Source organism: Sphingobacterium sp. UGAL515B_05 (assembly GCF_033097525.1).
In the GTDB taxonomy this organism is placed as follows: domain Bacteria; phylum Bacteroidota; class Bacteroidia; order Sphingobacteriales; family Sphingobacteriaceae; genus Sphingobacterium.
In genome coordinates, this window is record NZ_CP109907.1 from 5,619,011 (window position 1) to 5,638,851 (window position 19,841).

Here is a 19,841-nt window from a genome sequence, read left to right on the forward strand (position 1 = left end):
TCAAATTTAGTAGGTTACCACTGTAATAAAACGCGCTGTGCCGAAAATCCAGGACCAAAACTCAGCATTAGCCCCAATTCACCGACCTGAGGACTACGTTTCATAATACGTTCGAGGACATATAACACCGTAGCGCTCGACATATTACCATACTGTGCCAGCACAGCCTTAGTATCCGCAATATCCTTATCAAATTCAGCAAAAATATCTTCGATTGCAGCGACTATCTTTTTTCCACCTGGATGAAAAATCATGTAATCAATATCTTTAATTTCAAGCTGGTTCTTCTTCAAAAATGGATGTATAACGGCATCAAAATGAGACGCGATCACATTCGGCACTTCAACATCCAGTATCATCTGCATACCGCTGTTTGTCAGCTTAAATCCCATAATATCTTCCGCATCATAAAAATGGTACATCTCCTGATCAAGAATCACCGGACCATTGTCTGACTCGTCGGAGGAAAGTAGACAGCAAGCTGCACCATCTCCAAATATTGCGGCACTGACCATGTTTGACATGGAGAAATCTTCCAGCTGAAAAGTTGCTGTTGGCGCTTCGACGGCAATTACCGCAGCACGTTTGCCTGGGTTGGCCTGAAGAAAATTTTTAGCATAAATAATACCTGAAACACCAGCAACACAACCCATTTCGGTAACTGGTAACCGCACAATGTCCTGTCGGAGTTTCATCGTATTGATGAGATACGCGTCTAGCGAAGGGATCATAATTCCAGTACAACTCACTGTAATGATATAATCCAGGCACTGCGGATCCCATCCCGTTTGCCCAAGGGCCTTACGAAGCGCTTGCTCCCCTAGGACCGTTGCCTCCCGACAGTACACATTATTTTTTTCTTCAAAAGACGTCGCTGTGAAGACCTCTTTCGGATCCATAATAGCATATCGTCTTTCCACAGCAGAGCCTTCGAAAAGTTTCTTGATCTTTTTAATAAAACGAGGCTCTTGTCGATGGAGCCAGATATCCAATAGCGGAAGGATCTCTGCCGTAGCACAAGAATATTTAGGAAGTTGCTTCGCAACACTTACTATCTTTACGTTCATATCTTGGAAATTATCCACTGGTAACGAAAGGCCCATTTCCATTGGATGCTATAATTTTCTAATTTCAGTTTATTGGAGTATTGGGTAAGTTCCTCCTTTTTAAACCCACGCAGTATTGAAACAAGCCCATCCACTTTTGTCATTCTATTTAACCTAAAAAGAACAGCAATGGTTTGAAAAAGCCGGTAAGCCAGTTTACTCCTTTGTAAATCGTTGATGACGACCCCCAGTTTTGATACGTTGACCAGACTACCTAGCAACCGAAGGATCTCTTCATCGTCGAAATGGTGTATAGTAAGTGTACACAGAATAATATCATACTTGACATCTTCAAAATTCTCTTCAAAGATATCCGCACACAAATAGGATATATTACTATAATCTTTCGACAAATCCCCCGCATAATTTATTGTATAGGGGTTGGCATCTATACCGAGCATTGAAAGCTTAATATGATGTCTATTGCCATAATCACTCAACATGCGAAGCATGTCCCCATTCCCACAACCGATATCCACAATCGTTATTGTTTCATTCTTGCAGCTGGTTGAAAGTAATTTTTTCACACCATTCAGCGTAATGTTATTTCCGCCTAAAAAACGATTAATCTTTGCGATCTTGTCCAACGTGGTACGAAGTTCTTCTCCTTCGAGCAGAAAATCGTCCATGATCTCATGCTCCGATGTTCTCTGTTTTGTGTTTATTCCCATTTTATTGACCTTGCATTTCCATGAGTTTGTTTAATAATCCAGCTGAGCATTTTCGGAAAAAATGAGGCAGTCTTCATTAAAACTGCGGTTCCCATTTTATAGCTTAACAGGCTCGACAGAAGTCGTCCGAATAAGAGGCGTTTTTTAAACGTTCGATTCCATTGCTTGACATAAGCCTTTTCCAATTGCTTTCGTGAATGAATATGGCCCCGGTAATATTCCAGGACAAGCTCAGAAGCTATTTTTGCGCTGTGTATCGCCATCGCCATCCCATTTCCGCAGAATGGATGAATAAGACCGGCTGTGTCACCAATCATAAGAATATGGTTTTCTACCGCTGATTTCTTATCAAACGACAATTGACTGATCGTAAACGGCTTGTCAAAAAGTAGCCTACTGTGCTCAAAAAAATACTTAAGATGCTTATTTTTAGACAAAACATACTGCTGATAATCATCGATGTTTTTGTACCTCTTGAACGTTTTTACATCGGCCAGATAGCATAAATTTATCCGGTCATCTTCGACCTTGGAAATCCCACAATAGCCTCCTTCAAAATGATGCAAGGCAATTAGGTCATTCGGAAAATCGCCCGAATAGTGCGCCTTAACAGCCATCCAGGGAGAGGTTTTCGTTATAAAATCACGAGATAAGAGCTGATCCATATTACTGCGTTTTCCATACGCGCCCAGTACAATTTTTGATCTTAATACCTGATCTTGAAACGAAACAGCAAATGTATCTCTGCTAAAGGAAATACCAGTTACAGTCGCAATCACAATTGTACAACCTTTACCTTTTGCTTGCTGATACAACAGATTATCCAACGCATAACGACTGACACCAATCCCACCCAAGGGCAGCCTGACCCTATTCATCTGTCCATCTTCTGTCGTGAACTCAAGCTCCTGAATATGTGTTGGACCTAGCGATTCAACATCCACCTGCAGCCAATGGAGGTAGGCCAAAATTTCGTTCGAAACATATTCGCCGCAAACCTTATGACGAGGAAAATCATGTTTTTCGATTAACGTCACATTGAATCCTTGTTTAGACAGATGCAATGCACTCGTAAGTCCAGCCAAACCACCACCTGTAATAATCACATCAGGATTTATTGCCATATATCCAAATTTGCTCTATATGAGTATCATTTACAAAAGATCAACGCTATACATTGTGCTTCAGTTTCCTAAATTGGTTGCCCTATTATTCAATAAACGATTCTTAATAAACCTGTCCTCGGTCTAACATCTCTTTGCATAAGGCAATATCGTCCATCTGCTTTTATCAAAAGTCTATCTGATAACAGCCCTTTGCAATAAATAGTTTTTATTTGGGTGTAAAATAAAAAAGCACTTTAATTTACCTGATAGACAAACGGCTTAACCACTGTGGTAAGTTGAATAAAGAAGGCGTCTATCTGAATTTATCTTCACGGTCGACAAACAATTTATCCAGAAAAAGATATCTGTTCCGAAATTCTTCAGCAGACGCTTTCACCTCAATATTCAAATTCAGAATATTCATGCGTTTATCTTTTGCTGTTGTTTTCGGCCAGGTTGCGAGCCCTTTTCCATTTGGATCGCCCGTCTTGATAAAATTAATAAAGTACTGCTGACCAAGTTTTGATACCTTGTAATCGTCTTTCGTCCATGCAAAGACATCATTGCTCTGCAGATTTCCCAATAAATATTCAATATCACTCGCATGGAAAGCACCCGGTAGGGGCTGTGGGCTTTTTTCCTTGGCTTCCTGCGCAGATTTCTTAGTAATTCCTCCCGCGAGCCCAGTTTGAGCATCGCGGTATGCCGGTTGCATGGGCGGCCGCGGTTTACCGAATATATAAACGTAGACTGGCTGACCGCTATTCTTTCGTTGCAGATCAAGCCATTTCCAGGTACTATAAACGATAAAATTATCGCTACCTAAGGCAGTTGCTGACCGAATGACTTCCGCCTCTGTCTTTCCAGGATAAAGCTTGAGCAATTCGTCAGCCTTAAGGTCATATTGTGCTCTTACTAATTTTTCATAATTCTCCGGAGATGGATACAATTTACCCATGTAGGCGGTATATGGAGCTTCCGTAGACGTCCAGCCTGCAAGTAGGGGGACTTTAGACTGTTCCCCGGCCTCAAAAATAGCCAAAGGAGATTTCGGCAGAAAATAGCCATCGACAATCAAACGGGTCGCAAAGGCCCCCGGCTCGCTGGCTTTATCAAGGAGTTCGGCCGCAGGAATTTCACGTAGCTTATCAAGCCCCTCGGCATTTATACGCGTTGCAAATGTAGTCCCTTGTTGCTCTTGCTCAGTAATAGAGGCCGTGCCATACCGCAAGTTAAAAACACTTCCGCTCTGACCGATAGCACGTTTAAATAGTCCTTTGGACAACGGACTCGTCATCTGGGCAGAAACCGACATACTCCCTGCCGACTCACCACCGATGGTGACGGCATCGGGATCCCCACCAAATGCAGCAATATTTTTTTTGACCCAAACCAAAGCTGCATGCTGATCCAGCAGTCCATAATTTCCGGAAGCATGTTTCGGAGATTCCTCGGTTAATGCTGGATGCGCAAAAAAGCCAAAGATTCCAAGGCGATAGTTGACTGTAACGACAATAAGACCTTCTTTGGCAAAACTTTCACCATCATAGCGATTTTCCGATCCATCACCAGCATTGAAACCTCCGCCGTAAAAATAAACTAAAACAGGAAGTTTGCCCGAACCAAGGGTCTTTGGACGCCATACATTCAGGTAGAGACAGTCTTCACTGATGCCGGGTGACCGAAATCGCATGTCCCCATAGATCGGTTTCTGCATCGGAGAATAACCAAAATGATCTGCCTTACGAATACCAGACCAATGTTCGGCAGCTTGCGGTTCTTTCCACCTCAGGTCGCCTACTGGCGGTTTTGCAAAGGGAATTCCTCGAAAGGACTCTACCCCGCTTGACAAGGTAATTCCTTCGAGTACCCCCTCTTCAACCTTAACCTGAGGCATTTGTGCGAAAACAAATGATGCAACCAAAAGCTGAACAACAGTAAAAAAAATATTTTTCATCATAACATCCATTTAAAACTCCATGGTTTTATTCTTTCAGTTAAAATACAAAATAAAACTTATACTGTCGTGATAGTCTGATATTTCACTGCAAAAACCTAAAGAAAACTTAACCAATCGGCAAATAGCTGCAACAACAGAATGTTTAGTAGGTAATCCGCTCAATTGAAAAATTCATTTGGATTTACCCTTGAAACGTCTGTTGCAAATGAAAAAATCTGAACAATCTACTTATTCCGGATCGACCTTTCCCTTTGTACTCTGTTTAGTAAATTTCACAACTGGATTATAAATTGGTTTAATTGTCCTGAGATAAGCATATATACTTTTAAGATCCCGATCAGTCATCTTTCGAAAAGCGTACCAAGGCATTAGGGAACTATACATCCCCGGCTCGATTTTCTGGATCATCCCAGCATCGTTATAGCTTTTAAATTTGGCAACAAATGCCTCCTCACTCCAGGGGCCAAGCCCGCTTTCGTCTGGCGTTAGATTAGCAGAATGAGTATAACCGCCGGTGGGCATCGGAAACTCAATACCACCACTCAAAAGCTTTTCTTTATCGAAAACATCGCCAAATTTTTTAGGCGAATGGCAATCGTTGCAGCCCGCCATGTTGACAAGATAACGCCCCGAATCAATTTTCGTTTTTAGGTCCTTTAAATAAACCGGCGATGGTTTTCTGGAGATAGCCCGGTTGTATAATGTGGTCAAGTAATCCACTTTAGTAACACTCGCCGGATTTTTAGGCTGAGGTTTAAGTGTTCTGATGTAGGCGATAATGGCCTTGATATCATTCGGATCTGCATGTGAGAAAGCCATAAATGGCATGGCATGATATACAGTACTACCATCTTTACGAATACCGGTCGTCAAGAGGCGGTACACTTCGCCATCCGTCCAATTTCCGAGATTAGTTGGTGTAATATTAGGCGTGAAAGACTCTCCAGGAAAATCAAAGCCCTTACTTTTAGAAAGAAACTCGCCCCCAGCCCCCTTTTGCTCATCTACTAAAGGCCACGAATAAAAATGGACATCACGGGGGCTGTGACAATCCGTACATGTCGCGACATTTTCGACGAGGTATGCTCCACGCTTTAACAAAACTGTATCATTATGGTCGATCAACACATCCGGGACCTTCGGCACAACAGGTAATTCATAACGGACGTAAAGAAATAGGCTGCCAAACATAACCAATAAGACCACAGTCGTTTTAGTTAATATTTTCCTCCAAAGGGTCCAAATCAGGAAATGATTAAAAATCTTATCCAATACCTCCATAAAAAAATGATGTTCGACAGCCTGGTGGTATTGTTTTTCCTGCAGGATGGATAAGGCTCTTTTCAAAACAAGCAACACCGAAAAAACGACAATGATGCTGATTGCTATAAGTATTTTGATCATGCTATGCTCTTGGTTAAATATACATCGGTACACAAATTCTCATGCAAAAAAAAAGATTAAGACCGATAGGTAAACCTCATTTTTTCGAGCATATCGCTACTCAGATTCTCAGCATATGTCCCATAGGCGTCTACTAGGGTTCCTTTTATGCCTGCTGTGGATGTAATGGCATAGATGATACTACTGTCGTCGGGATCAGAGAAACCTTCAAATCGGTAATACTCATCCACCATAAATTCCTCGGGACCTAGCAGGAGCTGTAACGCAATACAACTCAACCCATTTTCTAATAATTCAAAATCCTGAATGTACCCTCGGCCACGAAGGTCTGCAATAGCATCTACTAATGTTTCAAAGCTCTTCATACTGTTAGTTTTTTACCTTAATGTTTATGAATGATCTACTTCTTTCTGGGTTAACATGGAAATTAGTCCTTAACCAATAAAGAATGACCTTTGTGATAGGCAAAGCTAGTATGGATAGTCCATTCAGTCCAATAACATTGATTAAGTATTTAACTTAATATTTATTAAGTCCGGCTGCATATTTCAAGGCACGAATATATTGGGAAATATCTTTCTTTTAAAATAATCTATTGTTTCCTATAGACTCTTGGAGAATCCCCGGTCTGCTTTCTAAAGAATGTTGAAAATGCAGCAGACGTTTCATAACCAAGGTCAAACCCAATAGATTGGATAGATTGGGTCGAAAACCGCAATTGTTGTTTCGCTTCGCGTAGTTTACGTTGTAATATAACGTTTGATGCAGTTGTTTTGAGCTGATTTTGACACAACGTGTTTAAGTAGTTACTTGACAGATTTAAATGATCGGCATACCAAGCGACACGCTGTTGGGATTTAAAATGTATATCGACAAGCTCACAAAATGCTTCAATGATGTCGCGCTGTCCGTTACCTGGATTTTGTGCCAGATAAATGCCGGCCTCCTTTCGTATGATGGAAGACAAAATTTCGATTCTTAGTGCGATAATATCGGCCCAATTTCCGTTAGTCTCATTTTCCAATAAATCAAGTTGGATACGATCCATTTCTCGATTGACCATATCAAAAAGGGAGTCTGAAAGCGCAAATGTGGGGCGTAGATTATTTTGGGTAAAATAAAACTCAGCGACACGTGAAAATGAATCAAACAGCTTTTTTCCAACCACAATTTTTCGGGCGATAGTTTCAGGGCCTGTCTGCCAATGGTGAACCTGTCCCGGAAATAAAAAATGTAATTGTTTGTTTCGAATTGGATAAGCAAATGAATCTACATAATGTGTCCCACTCCCGCGGATAAATAGAACGATTAAGAAATTAGTGCAACTGATTGTTTTATTATAGTTTTCCTGACCAATTATTTCTTTAAAAATAACCTCATCATGTTGAAGAGTACTGGCCGATACCATGCTATTCATGCTGTAATTATACTCCTTATGTGTTAAATAACCTATTTGACGTCTCGCCGGTTTTTAATTAATGAGGAATTCAAAACACAAACAAGAAGCCATGTCAGCTATGTCGAAATTAACACAATGACAGAATAATAGGCTTAATCTATGACAAGAAATTATTCAGTCTGACAAATACCATCCAATTTTAAAACGTTTATACTTCATCAAGAAGAAATTCACGTGGCGATATACCCTTATGGCGCTTAAAGTAATTGGAGAAACTGGCCACATCGTTAAACTGCATTTCTTCGGCAATATCCTTTATTTTTTTTCTCGAAATTTTCATTTCATGAATAACTTCATTAAGTACTGTTTTGGCAATAAACGAAATGGCAGTTATATTTAAATGTTTTTTGCAGAGTACATTTATGTAATTGGCTGTCAATCCCACTTTTTCGGCATAAAAGGCAACGCTTCTATTTTCTCGCCAATGCGTCATGATCAACAGAGAAAGTTTATTAAAAAACAAATCCGGTTTATCAAAGACCGGATGGTCTACTTCGCCTAGCATTTTACGGAGAATCAGCATGGTCACGATTCGGATCCGCGATAAGACAATTTCCTGCAAACCATTACTGTCAGTAACTTCTCTTTTTATGTCGTCAAACTCATATCTCACCTTGTAGAAGGTAGAGACATCCAAATGTATCACTGGATTTCTCTTGTAATATTCAACGGGATAAACGAGAAAACCTTCCAGCATTTTAAACATCTTAGCCGACACAAAAATCAGCTGTATCTTGACCTTCTCCCCTTTGATATCCCAACTATGCAATTGCCCAGGGAAAAGAAAATGAATTTGCCGGTCCACAATGGGATAAGTGAGCTGATCAATTTTGTGAACCCCAGTACCCTGTTCGATCAGTAAAATTGAAAAAAAATCCAATCCCGTAAGCTCTTTCCGAAACAAGGGTTTGTCAACATCGAAACAGATAATCTCTCCATCGACTCTTTTTTTCCGTTGAAAATCACTAAATAATTCTATTTCGTAATTCCTTTTTCTCATTCAATATCCCCCTTAAGTCATCCGTCAATTGACCTGATTTAAAAATAATTTTTTCATGATCGATGAAGCAAAATCTTGATAAAACACAGGACCACCAACCTGGTCCAAGCAACTGAAGTTAGTACCGCGAAAAGAAGCTATTCGGATGCATTAATTCACGATGAGCGTTAATTAATGCATCCCTAATCAGCCTTCCTATAGCGGTCCATTAACCCTGAAGTATTATTTTTGGATCGCAATACAGCGTATCGTCATCCCGGTTGCTTTGCTAAGGTTAGCAGGCTGGCTATTGTTGCTCTGATCGATGGAAGCACTATTTTGCAGTGCAGAAAAGCGAGTGAGGTTACTCCCAGATACAGAGGAAGTCCAATAGGCTCCATTTCCGCCACGCCAGTAAAGAATGCCTTGTGCGGCATTACGATATCCCGCCGCCGGAAAAGTTAATTTGACGTTTGGATCGGTCTTACTTGTCATGACCTTTGCCGCACCAACAGTATTTGCCGTCGAATTATTGGCCCACGTTCCAATATTGCTTGCCGAAGAATTATCGATCAGATGTTGGTATTCCTGTGCAGTAGGCACACGATAACCATTTGGACAAGGATCTGCCGCAGTTTTTGTCGGCGATGCCTCCGTTCCACTATTCCAGGCATTATCAGCCGCAACACTGGTATTCCAACCTGAAATTGCGCCACTACCTGTAGAAGAGGTGGCTACAACAGCCGCACGTCCGTACTGGTAATAGTTGCCAAGTAACGCTGCCGAACTTGGATTTTGGTCAGGATTAAGGCTTGTATCGGCCCCTAAATTATGTCTCATCCAAATTTGGTCGCCGATCTTTGTCGCATACTGTCCGAGGTACACCAGGTTGCCATCCCTAGGTTCGATGGTCAGGTTGAGTCTGTAAGCTACGCCTGGCGTAATGTTCAAATTGGTAATTGGCGGCATATCCGTACGTGTCAATGTACCGATTGTTAATTTCGAAAAGGTTAACGTAGCGGTCGTAGATTGACCGTTCAAGATATTGATTCCTGTAACCGATGCTGTGTTAAAGCCAGTAAATCCGACCGCAAGATTTCCTGCGGTACCTATTCGGGTTATTGTACCATCAGACAATGCTATAGACGCATTTGGATAATGTGAATCGAAGGCCGCCTCGAGTTCTTTAATAGACTTACCTGTTGCAGACGCATCTACTGTTGTTGTAATCTCGCTGAACTGGTGGACAAAAACGATATTTAGGTAATTATCACCAGAAGATGAAATAAGCATGTCTTTTCGAAAATACATGAAGTCGGCTGTCCCTTCCAAAGACGAGATTGATGTGCCATCCAGCGTTTTATTATTGTCGTCCTGGAAGTTTACAGCGGCATTAGCCGATGTACTGTTGATCGAATATGCAACAAATTTATACGTTGCCCCACCATGAAGCAGCAAAGCCGCGGTATTGGATTCAAGCCCGCGCGTGTAATCTCTTTCGGCCACATAATGTCCGGTAGCATCGTAGACCAATAGTTTATACTGGGTATTAGGCTTCATATCGCTTATAGTACGCGCTTTTTTCCCGGAAACCATCGACTCCGCTTTGGTCACCTGTGTGGTCACCGGACTCCAAGTAACGGTCAAATCGAAGTCTTTATCAATAGGGAGACGACGTCGCTGAGCAGCATTTGCCTGCCGAGAAGTGGTTAAATGATCAGCAGTAGTCTGATTTGCAGAGACATCAGCAAATTGTGCAACAGATGCCGTAATTTTTACTTCCATTGTCCCCAAAGCGACTTGCCCTTTATCTTTTTTACAGGAGGACACCATACCCGCTAACAGGAACAACATCACGCCAATAAATTCAATCGATAAACTCATTTTTACATCTTTCATAATCTTACTTATTCATCTCTTTTTTTATTACCAGCCTAGGTTACGGTTGTCGTCGGCTTTATTTTCCCACTGATCTTTCACCTCATTCGATTCACTTGTTGGTTGCGTGGGTGTTGAACCTGCTCCGATACCTTCTTCCATCATAATTTTGATAACCTCCATTTGTGGGGCTTCATAAAATGATTTCTTTTTGTTTTCAGTTTTCATAATTAATCGTATTCAAAAGATAATTGGACTTTATTTTTTATTCCAATCGCAGCCTTATCGTTGCAAAAAATTGCTTCTTCCATAAGGGTTGACGAGTCAGATTATCTAAATTTATCGGATATTTCTTTATTGTACCAATCGGCCTCACCTTATCGAAAACTTGACCTAAACCAAAGAAAATACTTTTCAACAAAAAGAATAAAAAACTAAAAACCAAGTGTTTAAATAAAAAAGAACGCTTAAAATCAATTGGTAAAATAGATCATTTTCGCTTTTTTTTGTTAGAGTTTTAACAAGAGAAGGAAGAAAACCAACAATTCTTTTTGACGCTATAGCTTGTCTTTGTCACGCGATAGCTGGGCCTTTCTTCAAAACAGCCTGAAGTTGCTCCAAAGCAATTCCCGCTGCAATATATTTTTCAATAAAATGAAATCTTGTCTTCTTAATCGAGGATTAGGAAAACTACTTCCATGATTAGGAAAACTTTTTCTCCTATCCCTTTCCTTAATTTTGAATGTTCGATCTTTTTCAGTGTTAAAACAGGCTCTAATCACCTCCTGCCTTTATCTGCAGGAAAAAGACTTGGCGATAGACACTCATAAAAAAGAAGAAAACTGACGAGCAGTGTTCGAAGTTTTCTATCTCTTTGATGGGGCTATTTACGAATGCAAAAGATAATATAAATTATAGATAGAGATAATAACATACTAAATGCAATTACGGACAAATATTTTAAATGGGCCCGATCAGAATGTCGACGTGAAAGACCATATCGTCTACTTACCCTTATTTGGTGCAAGTGCAGCAGGGGAATTTCAATCTTCCGATGCCTATGTTTTCTTTTTCTTTGAAAAGGGTGACGGCCTGCATAGCATCGATTATCTGGATTATCCGGTAAAATCTTCGGAAGTTCACATTACATTTCCCAATCAAGTGCAATCGTGGACTTTTCAGACCGACAGCATTGGACACAGGCTCATCGTCAGTAATACGTTTATTGCACAATTGATGAATGAGGCTGATCAGTTTAATTATGCCACCAACAAATTTCCGGTAATAAAGGTCTCAGATTTTGATTTCAAAGATTTAGTGGCTAACCTGAAAGTTATCGCGCGGGAACTCGCGCGACCACAAATCAATTGGCAGATTGTCAACCTACGTGTTCGTTTGATATTGCTAATTCTTAACGCAAAGATTTCGGCTGAGCTTCATTCGTCTAAAAAAACAAGCAACAGCAACATCATTACTATAGCAGACAATTTCAAAGCGCTGCTCAACAAGCACATTAGAGAGACACGTTCAGTACATTTCTATTCGGATGAATTATTTGTTAGTGCCAATTACCTGGGAATATTATGCAAGCGTGTTTTTGGCAAAAGTGCGAAAACTATTATCAATGAAAGACTGCTCCTGGAGGCAAAAAGATTATTACTGGGCACCAATTATTCCGTTAAGGAAATCGCATACAAACTTGGGTTTACCGATATGGCTAATTTTTCGTCTTTTATCAAGCATATGACTGGAAATAGTCCGAAAGAAATCCGTCAGCAGCAAGCGGAGAGCACCGGGACGGCACAGTCACAGCTCGTCTCGGAATAATCAAGAAGGACAAGTCCATCAAGTGACCTGCCCTTCGTTCATTACATGGAAAATATAAAGTTAAACGGTTGCCGATGTAGTTACATCACCTTACCACCATTTTAATTGTTCACAACGTTACGTACACAGCGTATAACAGTACCCAAGCTGGGTGCAGTCTGTATAATAGACGTATTTCCATAGGTGCCATTATTAACTTGTGCATATAGCACGTAGTTATTGTTATTTGCTGTATTAAACTGGTTACTACGATATTGAATTGTTCCGGTTCCATTGGAACTTCCAGAAGGAATTTCCTGAATATTACCATTCGCATCCCGATAGCCGTAAAATGATAGTACCAAATTGTTATCTGGATAGGCGGAATTTGCCGGCTGAGAACCAAACCAGGCAATACTATAGCGATAGCCATCCGCCACCTGCAACATAGATACAGTACGGTTTGTATTTTGTGACAGCTGCGTCATTTCCTTTGGATTGTTAAGTTCTTGCGGTAATCTCCAAGTTCCCTCCGGATAAACGCGCCTACACTCATCTACAGAGCCATAATCTGTACCACTAGGAACCGTTGTTCCAAAGTTCCAATACTCCGTATTTACATTCGCATAAGCATAGTTATTGTTTGGCCGGAAACGATAGGCATCCGAATTACCGGCACTATAGGATCCGCCATACAATTTGTTCACATCATAAATCAGATTTGTTCTAGCCCAAATGAGTCCATTGATGTTAATTCCTGACTCGATCAATCTGATACTCGTGCTCGATAAAGTTCCCTTCGTAAGGTTCAAGGCATTGCTATGTGCAATGGGAACTATCGTATTGGCCGCAAATGTACGGATCGTATTATCGTCGAGCGTAATCTGAAGTGCATTTAGCTTCACACATAGATTATTTGCAGGAATGGTCGTATTACTGGCTGTAAAGAAACGGCCGATTTTTTCGGCATTTCCCCAGCGGTTATCGACGATCTGCATTTGGTCGCCCCGAAGCGGATCAGCATCACGGAGATTGGCGAAAGTGCCATTAAAAATATTAAAATCACCTGTCTGAACAATATTACTAAAAGAGCCTCCTGTCCCCTGACCTATGCTCAGAACCGAATTATCCATCAGCCCGCCAAACAAGCCACGTGTATTTAAACTTAATTCGATAGCCGCCATCTGACGTAAAAACAAGATGTCAAGATAATTTTCACCTTCTTGCCCCGTGATCGCTCCGGACGCAAACATAAAATCCCTGTTGGCAAGATCAGCACCTTGAATGGAACCCGATCCATCGATGTCAGGGGCTGTACTTTGGTCATTGACTGAAATGGCATACCAGTGATACGCGGTATTAACAGCAATCCTTAAATTCGGATCCTGATCAGCAGTGAGTACTTCATTATAAATCGGCGTCGAATTGCCGTCTTTCATAAAAATCAACCTAAATTTAATGCTGTTATTAAGAGGAACATCTGCTGCTCGCAGCGGCGAAGTAGCGGAAGCAGCCTTTAGACCGTTTGTTTGCGCTGCACTGGCATTACTCTGCACAGTTGTTGTAAAATCAAAATCCTTTCCGCCATGGATAAGCAGTGGTGGGGTTGATTTTGATATAGAAGCCAATTTTTCACCGGTTCTATTTTCCGTTTCATTGATCCTATTGATTTGCCCATCGGCAATAAACCGGGCCGAACGAATAGTCAAATTGCCACTTAACGCTTGTTCTTGCTTGTCCTTAATTGAACAGGATGTGGAAAAAAAAAGCAGTGCCCCCAAAAGGACACCGAAGTTAAAATTTTTAAGAACCTTTACCATAATACTTATAGATCAAAATCTTTGTTATTGGACCAGCCCGCATCGTACGATTGCTCCATGACTGATTGTCCGTTTGCTCCATGTCCTTCTCCCCCAGTATTTACATTACCTGATCCGGCTGCAATAGACTGTTCAAATTCAATTTGAAAGGCTTCTACTTTTGGTGCAACATATTTCAGTTTTTGTCCTTTTTGATGTGTTTTCATTTGTCGCGCTGTTTTTTAATTATGTTTAAATAAAAAAATCGTTGCAAATTTACAGCACATCTTTCTGGCTAGGATTATGAGAATTCTATCAAGAATTGTTAAAATTCGCTATATTGATCAAATGCTGTTAGGCCAGCCACCGAAATCCCGACATCATGGTCACAGGACTTTTGCATAAGCACAGCAAATTCATTGGAAAAGGATATAGTCGATTTTTTTCCAGGAATAGATAAAAAAGTAAAGGTCGGACTTGCGCCCGACCTTTACATCCATTTTTACCCTGGGATTCCATTGGATACTGAAACTGACGCAATTTTAGTTTACAGCTCAATCTTCCTCCCAAAACTATCAAATTATATATCCTCACAAAGATCGGATTCAAACTTCATAGATTAGTTTATCTCATTATTAAACTATTTTATGGTTTTATCTATTTGAACTTTTTTCCATTCCCAGGATGTTCATGCGATAAGGCCACGCGCTAATAGCTAAACCAAACAACAAGCAAAATAAGCCATTGCACAAAGATACATAACCAAAAGGATTTGCTACTTGGTTCTGTTAAGATTTCGAGTACCTGCATAAACTTCGATCTTAGGATCGCATAAAAGCTATCGTTCTTGTCTAAATCGAGTGCATCAAATTTCACTTTATTCAGGCCAAAAACGACAATTCGTTTCACCCAAGGGTTCTCAATTTTGGTATTTTTCACGTCATTGATCAATTTAAGTTTCGCAAAAGAATAATCAGCGACATTTTGTATTACGTCGGGCTGATTCGATTGAAAAACCAACATCGCTTTATCAAATGCTGGAAGAATGAGATCATCCTGCCTTTCCTCTACAACAAGACTTGCAATCTTTGAAAACACATATTTGTTGCTAAAAATAAAAAGTAGTACAGGGAGCAGGATCAATCCAATCAACCAAATGAATCTAGCTGCGGCTTGCGCAGGACTGACCGTCGAAAAGAAAGCTTCATGGCTAGCCTTAAACTGTAAACTGCCAACCACCAAATACAGTAAAGTCGAAACAATAGCCAGCAAATAATATTTGACTAAGCTTTTTGTCCCCAATACGCTCAATTTTTTTAAATACGATAACTGCGTTTTCATCCTGTTAAAATTAATTACTCTAATTTAGCATTATTCACCAAACATTGATCCATAGGTTTAATTCCCGATCGCTTTCATTTTAAATCCGCTAGGAAAAAATTTTTATTCGTTGATCCACGTTAGCCCACCCCACCTACTTCCTTATAAATAATTTATAAAAAATTTGCGTAGCCAAATAACTACACTTATATTCGTAATCAAATAAATCAATATGAACTTAAGACGAGATGTTTTCCAAGCTATAGCAGACCCAACCAGAAGAGCAATTTTACTTCTTCTAGCCTCACAAGCCATGACTGCAGGTGCAATTGCAGCCAATTTCAATACGGCAAGACCGACCGTTTCAAAGCATTTGCAAATATTGACGGAATGTGAATTATTAAAGTCTCAACAAAATGGACGTGAGATATACTACCAACTGAACCCAGCAAAGATGAAAGAAATTGCGGATTTTATCGAACCTTTCCGTCAAATGTGGGACGACAGATTCAACAAATTGGAAGCTATTATGCAAAACTACAAGAACAAATAATATGGAGCCAAAAACTAAGGTCCAGGCAGAGGACAATAAACAGGAGATTATCATTACAAGGGAATTCGATTTACCAGTTGAACTACTCTTCAAAGCATACGAAGATCCCGAAATTTTCGAACAGTGGATGGGAACCAAAGTCCTGAAATTGGAAAATAAAAAGCATGGCTCCTATGCATTGGAAACTTCGCATAATGGCCAGGTCATGTTCAAAGCAAATGGAGCGATACATGAATTCCTCCCCAATCAACGCATCACACGGACTTTTGAAATGGAAAACAGCGCATTTCCCGTACAGTTGGAATATTTAACATTTGAAAAATTAAGTGCAGAACGCAGTAGTCTTCACATCCATATTATATTTCAGTCGGTCGCCTTTCGGAACCAGCTGTTACAGATGCCTTTTGCGCAAGGAATCAATATGGCGCACAATAGATTACAGGAAATTCTTGCTAAACTTACCTAAAACCCTACATGATGAATCTAAAAATTGAATATTTTTTTGAAAATGCGACGAGATGGAACGAAGAATTCAATCTGTTGAGAGAAATTGTCCGTGGCAATAAAACACTGCAAGAAGATTATAAATGGATGCATCCGTGTTATACACTGGAAGGTAAAAATGTCGTATTGATACACGGCTTTAAAGAATACTGTGCGCTGCTATTCCATAAAGGTGTATTATTAAAAGATCCCAAAAATATACTGATCCAGCAAACTGAAAATGTTCAGTCGGCCAGACAGCTTAGATTCACCACTCTTGAGCAGATAGCATCATTACGGGAGGTGATATCGGCATATATTCAGGAGGCCATCGAAATTGAAGAATCAGGCAAGAAAGTTGACCTGCGAAAAGCTGCCGATTACCCTGTACCGGAAGAATTTAAGCGTGCCTTACTTGAAGACCCTTTCCTTCAAAAAGCTTTTCAATCACTTACGCCAGGTCGACAAAAAGGTTACCTATTCTACTTTAACCAGGCAAAACAAGTGAAAACACGTGAGGCGAGAATCGAAAAATATTACCAGCATATTCTAGATGGAAAAGGTATCGATGACTAACCTATTTTTTACAGTTTATCCGTTATATATTTATCTATAAAGAGTAGATTTGTCTACAATCAAATAGACAGAACCAGACCAAGACGAATGATTATAGCTATTATTGCAATCCGATATAGTCAATTCGTCGACTAATGTATAGCTGAATTCACATGAATAAAAAATTAGTATTGCTCATCTGCGGCTTATTGCCCATTTTTTCACAAGCACAGAAAAAGAACAACGCAACACAACGCCCCAATATCGTCTTTATCCTAACGGACGATTTCACGGCCCAAGCATGGGGCGTATATGGCGGTATTTTAAAAGATTTTGTCAAAAATCCGAATATTGAAAAATTAGCCAGCCAAGGAGCGGTACTCCATAATACATTCTGTACCAATTCAATTTGCACCCCTAGCCGTGCAACCATACTGACAGGACAGTACAGTAATAAAAACCAAGTCTACACACTGGAAGATGCGTTGGATCCCGATAAGGAAAATATCGCCAAGGATCTGCATAATGCGGGCTACCAAACTGCTGTTTTTGGAAAATGGCATCTGAAAAAAAGGCCGAGTGGATTTGACGATTTTAAAGTTCTTCCTGGCCACGGTGTTTATCATAATCCAACTTACCTCTCTAAAGACAACTGGAATGATAAGGAAGAGGCTGGTACACCTTATGAAGGCTATGTAGATGATATCACCACAACGATGAGTCTGGACTGGTTAAAATCACGCAACCCCGACAAACCCTTCTTCTTAATGTGTCATTACAAAGCGACGCATGAACCCTTTGATTTTGCCGAGCGATTCAAAGATTACTACAAAGATGTGGAGTTTCCTTATCCCCCGACATTTTTGGATTCAGGAGCAATCACAACAGGACGCTCTTTTGAAGGGCAGCCTTTGGAAGAGCTTGGCCGTCGTTATGAGCAAGCTTCGGTAGGCCCCTTTTGGACATCTTATCCTGAGCTTCCCTTTTCAACAAAAGGAATGGACCCTTTGGAAGCCCGCAAAAAGATCTACCAAAAGTTCATCAAAGATTATCTGCGTTGCGTTGCTGGAATCGATGATAATCTCGGGAAAATTATGCACTATCTTGAAACGGCAAAATTGGACGGAAATACTGTTGTGATCCTGGCTTCCGATCAAGGATACTTTTTAGGTGAACACAATTTTATGGATAAACGTCTCATGTACGAAGAATCACTGCGCATGCCTTTTGTGATCAGCTACCCCAAAGAAATCAAAGCCGGTAGTCGATTAGACGACATGATTTTAAATATCGATTTCGCTGCACTATTTGCAGACTATGCCGGCATCAAAAAACCTGCCTACATCCAAGGCGAAAGCTTCCGGAATAACCTCAAAGGAAATACTTCCAAAACATGGCGGTCGGCCATGTATTACCGTTACTGGCAACATGCTCCAATACGCCCAGCCCACCTTGGCGTTCGTGATGAACGCTACAAACTGATCTATTTTTACGGACAACCTTTGGAAATGACAGGTAGCGAGCCTAAAACAACAGCACCCGCCTGGGAATTCTACGATCTACAACAGGATCCCATGGAAACACACAATGCCATTCTAGACAAAAAATATGTCAAAGAAATTGATCGGTTAAAGAAAAAATTGGCTAAACTTAAAGCTGAAGCAGGCGATGATGATGCAACAAGACCAGCTTTTCAGCAGGTTCTCAAACAAGAAAACTTATCGCTCCGGCAACCATAAGGGACGATCGGTATCCAGAAAAATATGCTACAGTAAAAGTCCTGTTGGCATTATATAATCTTGCAATTGATCCCGGTGAAGATAGAGACCAAAAAGATCAATATCCCGAAATTGTCAAACAACTCCAACAGGTAGCAGATAAATATTGTCGCACGTTGGGTGATGGATTAAATAACATGGAAGGGACTGAAATACGCCCGGCAGCACAGTTATAGTGCAAAAAAAGGGATCCAACACGACAAATTTGGATCCCTTTTTTCTTAAAATGATCTGCTAAACAGCAGTATAACCACCATCAACTAGGTAATACCCTCCGGTCATAAAAGACGATTTATCCGAACTTAAAAAAAGAACCAGCTCAGCGACTTCCTCTGCCTTTCCCAAACGTCCAATAGGATGTTTACTGATTAACGCATTGATATGCTCTTTATCCAACTTAGCCAATAACGGTGTATCAATATAACCAGGTCCAACAGCATTACAACGAATATTTTTTTGACCATATTCTGCGCCGATGTTTTTTGTCAGTCCCACTACAGCATGTTTGGCTGAAGTATAAGCACTTGACATAGGCGCAGCCACGGTACCATGAATAGAAGCCATATTGACAATAACACCACCTCCATTCCGCTCCATGGCCTCTATCTGATATTTACATCCATAAAATACGCCATTGAAATTAATATCAATTACTTTTTTCCATCCATCGAGACTGTAATCTCCCGTTAGTGCAGCCTCTCCACCAATACCAGCATTATTGCATGCAATATCAAGCCGGCCAAATGTCTTGACAGCGTAACCAACCAAGGCTTCATTGTCAGCGGGAGATGAGCTATCTGCTTTGAAAAACACAGCTTCTCCTCCTAGAGATTCAATTTGTTTTACGGTTTCATTCCCCGCTTGCTCGTTGATATCCGAGACAACGACCTTTGCACCTTCTTTACCATAAGCCAATGCAACTGCCAGTCCGATCCCCGAACCCGCACCTGTTACTAAAGCTACTTTATCTGCTAAAATTTTCAT

20 protein-coding genes are annotated in these 19,841 nt (G+C 40.5%); 6 read left to right on the forward strand and 14 right to left on the reverse strand.

Features of this window, described 5'->3' with window-relative positions; all coding sequences use genetic code 11:
* Positions 1-14 precede the first annotated feature (14 nt).
* The 10 genes from OK025_RS23565 to OK025_RS23610 form a co-directional block, all read right to left on the reverse strand.
* Positions 15-1,067 carry a type III polyketide synthase gene (locus tag OK025_RS23565; protein ID WP_317667194.1) on the reverse strand — a complete coding sequence of 351 codons (1,053 nt, stop codon included), beginning with the start codon at positions 1,065-1,067 and terminating at the stop codon, positions 15-17.
* A complete protein-coding gene (locus tag OK025_RS23570) occupies positions 1,064-1,777 on the reverse strand; it encodes a methyltransferase domain-containing protein (RefSeq protein WP_317667195.1) in 714 nt (237 codons plus the stop codon). Before OK025_RS23570 ends, OK025_RS23565 begins: the two co-directional genes overlap by 4 nt.
* A complete protein-coding gene (locus OK025_RS23575; protein ID WP_317667197.1) occupies positions 1,768-2,901 on the reverse strand; it encodes an NAD(P)/FAD-dependent oxidoreductase in 1,134 nt (377 codons plus the stop codon). Before OK025_RS23575 ends, OK025_RS23570 begins: the two co-directional genes overlap by 10 nt.
* A gap of 295 nt (positions 2,902-3,196) precedes the next feature.
* Positions 3,197-4,843, reverse strand: coding sequence for a carboxylesterase/lipase family protein (locus OK025_RS23580; RefSeq protein ID WP_317667198.1), 1,647 nt, complete (start codon positions 4,841-4,843; stop codon positions 3,197-3,199).
* A 228-nt stretch (positions 4,844-5,071) separates the two neighbouring features.
* Complete coding sequence (locus tag OK025_RS23585; RefSeq protein WP_317667199.1) at positions 5,072-6,247, reverse strand: c-type cytochrome; 1,176 nt, start codon at positions 6,245-6,247, stop codon at positions 5,072-5,074.
* A gap of 56 nt (positions 6,248-6,303) precedes the next feature.
* Entirely contained in the window at positions 6,304-6,612 is a 309-nt protein-coding gene (locus OK025_RS23590; RefSeq protein ID WP_317667200.1) for a phosphoribosylpyrophosphate synthetase, read from the reverse strand.
* Positions 6,613-6,839: 227 nt separating this feature from the next.
* A complete protein-coding gene (locus OK025_RS23595) occupies positions 6,840-7,664 on the reverse strand; it encodes an AraC family transcriptional regulator (protein WP_317667201.1) in 825 nt (274 codons plus the stop codon).
* Positions 7,665-7,854: 190 nt separating this feature from the next.
* Positions 7,855-8,706, reverse strand: a complete 852-nt coding sequence (locus OK025_RS23600) for a helix-turn-helix transcriptional regulator (RefSeq protein ID WP_317667202.1) — start codon at positions 8,704-8,706, stop codon at positions 7,855-7,857.
* A 222-nt stretch (positions 8,707-8,928) separates the two neighbouring features.
* Positions 8,929-10,584: an FISUMP domain-containing protein gene (locus OK025_RS23605; RefSeq protein WP_317667204.1), complete on the reverse strand. Its 1,656-nt coding sequence runs from the start codon at positions 10,582-10,584 to the stop codon at positions 8,929-8,931.
* A 27-nt stretch (positions 10,585-10,611) separates the two neighbouring features.
* On the reverse strand, positions 10,612-10,791 hold the full coding sequence (locus tag OK025_RS23610) for a hypothetical protein (RefSeq protein WP_317667206.1): 180 nt from the start codon (positions 10,789-10,791) through the stop codon (positions 10,612-10,614).
* Positions 10,792-11,502: 711 nt separating this feature from the next.
* Between OK025_RS23610 and OK025_RS23615 the strand changes: the two genes are divergently transcribed.
* Positions 11,503-12,390, forward strand: coding sequence for a helix-turn-helix domain-containing protein (locus OK025_RS23615; protein ID WP_317667207.1), 888 nt, complete (start codon positions 11,503-11,505; stop codon positions 12,388-12,390).
* A 101-nt stretch (positions 12,391-12,491) separates the two neighbouring features.
* On the opposite strand, the gene OK025_RS23620 is transcribed toward OK025_RS23615, so the two are convergent.
* From OK025_RS23620 to OK025_RS23630, 3 genes are all read right to left on the reverse strand, one after another.
* Positions 12,492-14,189 (reverse strand): hypothetical protein, encoded by a 1,698-nt coding sequence (locus OK025_RS23620; protein WP_317667208.1) that lies wholly within the window; start codon positions 14,187-14,189, stop codon positions 12,492-12,494.
* Between the two features lie 5 nt (positions 14,190-14,194).
* A complete protein-coding gene (locus OK025_RS23625; protein WP_317667210.1) occupies positions 14,195-14,395 on the reverse strand; it encodes a hypothetical protein in 201 nt (66 codons plus the stop codon).
* 481 nt (positions 14,396-14,876) lie between these two features.
* Complete coding sequence (locus OK025_RS23630; RefSeq protein WP_317667211.1) at positions 14,877-15,509, reverse strand: hypothetical protein; 633 nt, start codon at positions 15,507-15,509, stop codon at positions 14,877-14,879.
* A 211-nt stretch (positions 15,510-15,720) separates the two neighbouring features.
* Here OK025_RS23630 and OK025_RS23635 point away from each other — a divergent pair, with 211 nt between their 5' ends.
* From OK025_RS23635 to OK025_RS23655, 5 genes are all read left to right on the forward strand, one after another.
* A complete protein-coding gene (locus tag OK025_RS23635) occupies positions 15,721-16,041 on the forward strand; it encodes a metalloregulator ArsR/SmtB family transcription factor (protein ID WP_317667212.1) in 321 nt (106 codons plus the stop codon).
* 1 nt (position 16,042) lies between these two features.
* A complete protein-coding gene (locus tag OK025_RS23640) occupies positions 16,043-16,507 on the forward strand; it encodes an SRPBCC domain-containing protein (RefSeq protein ID WP_317667213.1) in 465 nt (154 codons plus the stop codon).
* Positions 16,508-16,515: 8 nt separating this feature from the next.
* Positions 16,516-17,100 carry a YdeI/OmpD-associated family protein gene (locus OK025_RS23645; RefSeq protein WP_317667214.1) on the forward strand — a complete coding sequence of 195 codons (585 nt, stop codon included), beginning with the start codon at positions 16,516-16,518 and terminating at the stop codon, positions 17,098-17,100.
* A gap of 152 nt (positions 17,101-17,252) precedes the next feature.
* Positions 17,253-18,818: a sulfatase gene (locus OK025_RS23650; RefSeq protein ID WP_317667215.1), complete on the forward strand. Its 1,566-nt coding sequence runs from the start codon at positions 17,253-17,255 to the stop codon at positions 18,816-18,818.
* A 44-nt stretch (positions 18,819-18,862) separates the two neighbouring features.
* Positions 18,863-19,033: a hypothetical protein gene (locus tag OK025_RS23655; RefSeq protein ID WP_317667216.1), complete on the forward strand. Its 171-nt coding sequence runs from the start codon at positions 18,863-18,865 to the stop codon at positions 19,031-19,033.
* A 58-nt stretch (positions 19,034-19,091) separates the two neighbouring features.
* On the opposite strand, the gene OK025_RS23660 is transcribed toward OK025_RS23655, so the two are convergent.
* Positions 19,092-19,841 carry an SDR family NAD(P)-dependent oxidoreductase gene (locus OK025_RS23660; protein ID WP_075992070.1) on the reverse strand — a complete coding sequence of 250 codons (750 nt, stop codon included), beginning with the start codon at positions 19,839-19,841 and terminating at the stop codon, positions 19,092-19,094.

What these genes read in the sequence shown, in the direction of transcription:
- OK025_RS23650 (WP_317667215.1), top strand. Translation starts at nt 17,253, where the DNA reads ATGAATAAAAAATTAGTATTGCTCATCTGCGGCTTATTGCCCATTTTT.
- OK025_RS23645 (WP_317667214.1), top strand. Translation starts at nt 16,516, where the DNA reads ATGATGAATCTAAAAATTGAATATTTTTTTGAAAATGCGACGAGATGG.
- OK025_RS23620 (WP_317667208.1), bottom strand. Translation starts at nt 14,189, where the DNA reads ATGGTAAAGGTTCTTAAAAATTTTAACTTCGGTGTCCTTTTGGGGGCA.
- OK025_RS23605 (WP_317667204.1), bottom strand. Translation starts at nt 10,584, where the DNA reads ATGAAAGATGTAAAAATGAGTTTATCGATTGAATTTATTGGCGTGATG.
- OK025_RS23615 (WP_317667207.1), top strand. Translation starts at nt 11,503, where the DNA reads ATGCAATTACGGACAAATATTTTAAATGGGCCCGATCAGAATGTCGAC.
- OK025_RS23580 (WP_317667198.1), bottom strand. Translation starts at nt 4,843, where the DNA reads ATGATGAAAAATATTTTTTTTACTGTTGTTCAGCTTTTGGTTGCATCA.
- OK025_RS23640 (WP_317667213.1), top strand. Translation starts at nt 16,043, where the DNA reads ATGGAGCCAAAAACTAAGGTCCAGGCAGAGGACAATAAACAGGAGATT.
- OK025_RS23595 (WP_317667201.1), bottom strand. Translation starts at nt 7,664, where the DNA reads ATGAATAGCATGGTATCGGCCAGTACTCTTCAACATGATGAGGTTATT.
- OK025_RS23565 (WP_317667194.1), bottom strand. Translation starts at nt 1,067, where the DNA reads ATGAACGTAAAGATAGTAAGTGTTGCGAAGCAACTTCCTAAATATTCT.
- OK025_RS23635 (WP_317667212.1), top strand. Translation starts at nt 15,721, where the DNA reads ATGAACTTAAGACGAGATGTTTTCCAAGCTATAGCAGACCCAACCAGA.
- OK025_RS23600 (WP_317667202.1), bottom strand. Translation starts at nt 8,706, where the DNA reads ATGAGAAAAAGGAATTACGAAATAGAATTATTTAGTGATTTTCAACGG.
- OK025_RS23590 (WP_317667200.1), bottom strand. Translation starts at nt 6,612, where the DNA reads ATGAAGAGCTTTGAAACATTAGTAGATGCTATTGCAGACCTTCGTGGC.
- OK025_RS23625 (WP_317667210.1), bottom strand. Translation starts at nt 14,395, where the DNA reads ATGAAAACACATCAAAAAGGACAAAAACTGAAATATGTTGCACCAAAA.
- OK025_RS23585 (WP_317667199.1), bottom strand. Translation starts at nt 6,247, where the DNA reads ATGATCAAAATACTTATAGCAATCAGCATCATTGTCGTTTTTTCGGTG.
- OK025_RS23630 (WP_317667211.1), bottom strand. Translation starts at nt 15,509, where the DNA reads ATGAAAACGCAGTTATCGTATTTAAAAAAATTGAGCGTATTGGGGACA.
- OK025_RS23570 (WP_317667195.1), bottom strand. Translation starts at nt 1,777, where the DNA reads ATGGGAATAAACACAAAACAGAGAACATCGGAGCATGAGATCATGGAC.
- OK025_RS23575 (WP_317667197.1), bottom strand. Translation starts at nt 2,901, where the DNA reads ATGGCAATAAATCCTGATGTGATTATTACAGGTGGTGGTTTGGCTGGA.
- OK025_RS23660 (WP_075992070.1), bottom strand. Translation starts at nt 19,841, where the DNA reads ATGAAAATTTTAGCAGATAAAGTAGCTTTAGTAACAGGTGCGGGTTCG.
- OK025_RS23610 (WP_317667206.1), bottom strand. Translation starts at nt 10,791, where the DNA reads ATGAAAACTGAAAACAAAAAGAAATCATTTTATGAAGCCCCACAAATG.